Raw genomic sequence first — 2,783 nt, forward strand, 5'->3', positions numbered from 1 at the left:
CTATAAAAAACTGCTAAACCCTTATCATGTAAGGATTTTAGCAATTTCCAGTGCAAAACGTATGGAATTACTACTGTGTCTTAATTTGAGCGATTTTTTCTATCTATTTAGCGACAACTCTATTATATAAGCGGATTTGATCTCATCCAAAAATTTCAATAACTATAACGTTACAGTTTAGGATATGATCCCTCATTAGTGAAAAAATCAGAAAACATTACCGCGATTAACCCGGTTTCTGCTTATATAACTGGATTCTATATCATATCAAATCCGGTAGCATTAGTATAATTCAGTAGTGAGGAATAATAAGTCGAAATTCTAGGAATGAGCAACATTTTTTCCCTACTGACGATAGGAATTATATTACTCCGAAGCCAACGGATTTGATCTCATCCAAAAATTTCAATAACTATAACGTTACAGTTTAGGGTATGATCCCTCATTAGTGAAAAAATCAGAAAACATTACCGTGGTAAACCAGGTTTCTGCCTAATATAAAATCAGGTTGAACACTTATTATATAACCGGATTCTATATGAGAGGATTTGGATTTACTTGTTGGACAAGTAGCTTCAAGTCCTCTCTCGCTATTACAGATATGCAATCGCTATAGATATAAGGCAGAATTAAGCTTTTGTTTCAAATAAGGCAATGCGCAGTCGATCTGCTGTATCTTCCATTTCGGCAATCGACTCTAGACTAACAACCACCTTGCTGTCAACACCCAAAATTTCCGCCGCTTTAGCCACCGCCGCTTTTTCTTTTTCATGGTAGAACCCATCAGCTCGACTCATTTTGATCGCTTGGTACAATAGGGAGTGGCGAAAATTAAGTGGAAAATTAAATTTTATTTGACTCAATAGCTCTTCAAGGTTAGCATTTTTCCAATCGAATTTGCGGAGGATTTCAATATACTCTTGAAATGCTTCCGAGTCTACTGCCACCATTTCCTGTTCGTCAATATACCACTGAAATTCTGCTTCTGCCAGTTGTCCATCCGCTCCAGCGATCGCCAATAACGCGCAACCACAATTGACTCCTACCTCAAAATCAATTAAAGATTGAGCGGCGATGCCATATTTATGTTGAGCATATTTGCTCAGTGCGACAGTTTTTCCACTGCTCATATTTTCCTCCTTTTATTCTTGGTTTTGAGCAGTTCTAATTTTATATCATTACGTCTTGTTTAGGACAATAAATTTGGGTTGTCATGGAACAGGGAATAGGGAACAGAAAAATGTCCGCCGTTGGTGAAGCGCGTGTATGATATTAATCTTAATTATTTAGGAGTCAGGAGTCAGGAGGAGAGAGAATTACAAAGATGAGCGTAGTTATGACGATTGAAGAATTTTTTTATGTCCAATAAAACGGATTTGATATGATGCACAACCAGATTAACAAAGGCAAAAAAACTTCATAATTCTTTACCGAATAATTAAGGTTTAAAGCCTCTCCTTTAAAGGAGAAAAAAGCGGTCGTTAGCGGAGCTTCCCGAAGGGTGAGATGGCGATCTTCGGAGCGGGTCTGTAAGAACGGGTTTCCTCGCCATATCCAATCGACCAAGAGAAGACAAATTTTTCCTTTGAGTCAATCCTCTTCTTTTTAAGGAGAGGTAATTATTAATTATTAATTATTAATTATTAATTGTTGAAAAACAGCCTCTCAGGAATTTTCATCTCTATATTATTAGACATCTCCAGAAATTAACGAAGTCAGAAGTCAGAAGTCAGAAGTTATTTTTGTAACGAGGATTTGAGCTCCGCTCCAAAAATATTTCGCCTTAAAAGGCGGGGTGGCGCGACCCAATTATTTTGATAAATAAACCTTTTAATTAGAGCAGGCTAAGGATACGAAAAATTCACCCTAAAAAATCCTTTTTCGTGCCTTTTTCGTAAAAATATCTTACCTGTTGCCTGTTGCCTGTTGCCTGTTGCCTACTCCTACAAAAAATCTATATATTTTTCGCAGAGGTCTATTATTGAAGATACTGTAATAGTTGATGATTTGCTCGAAATTATTGCCAATATATTTTCCTTCTTCCTAATTCCTTATTCAGAATTTCTTAGCTGTTTGTGCAACTGGATCAAATTCAAACCTTTCAGAAGATTTTGTTTCACCATAAATATTAAAAGTAAATGTAGGTTCATCTCCGATTACTTCTATATTATGAATAGCATTAGAAGTGAAACTAATTAAGTCTCCTGGTTGTAATATTTTTTCTCCAACTCTTTCAATTTTATATTTATTTTCTGGGTCAGGATTACGTTTCCAAAAAGTATTTTTTTCCTGGCCTTTTAATACTGCTACTATTCCCCAGGTACCATGATTATGAATTGTTGAAATTGTACCTGGCATGAACTTTACTGTTTGTACTGTTAAGGGAAATCCTAACTCATCGTATAATAAAATAACCGAAGTTCCTGTTTTTTCGCAAGGTTCTGGTTCTTGACTTTGCAGCCAGTATGAATTAGTAATAAATTGTCTAACTAAAAGTCGAATTTTCTGTAGAGAACTCGCTTCATCTGTGGCATCTTTTAGAGTATCTTCTAGTTCTGTTAAGAATCTATACAATCGATAATTTTCTCTTAATAATTTCCATTCATTCACAGTTTCACAAGGTTGACATTGACCGTCTTCAGTCAAAAACCAATCTCGGTTTTTCATCTTGTTTCTCCTCTGGTATTGCTGATACTTTAGTTAACTATAAGTTGTGAGAATTTACTAAAAATACTTATATATTATATAGCTACAGTTAATACTAGAATTGTAAGAAAATATGA

2 protein-coding genes are annotated in these 2,783 nt (G+C 35.2%); both read right to left on the reverse strand.

The window, feature by feature from the left end:
• Window positions 1–629: 629 nt before the first annotated feature.
• Window positions 630–1,130: a TerB family tellurite resistance protein gene (locus F6K13_RS26950; protein WP_124147766.1), complete on the reverse strand. Its 501-nt coding sequence runs from the start codon at window positions 1,128–1,130 to the stop codon at window positions 630–632.
• 925 nt (window positions 1,131–2,055) lie between these two features.
• Window positions 2,056–2,667 (reverse strand): cupin, encoded by a 612-nt coding sequence (locus F6K13_RS26955; RefSeq protein WP_124147767.1) that lies wholly within the window; start codon window positions 2,665–2,667, stop codon window positions 2,056–2,058.
• Window positions 2,668–2,783: the final 116 nt, after the last annotated feature.

Source organism: Okeania sp. SIO2B9 (assembly GCF_010672505.1).
GTDB classification, from domain to species: Bacteria; Cyanobacteriota; Cyanobacteriia; order Cyanobacteriales; family Microcoleaceae; genus Okeania; species Okeania hirsuta.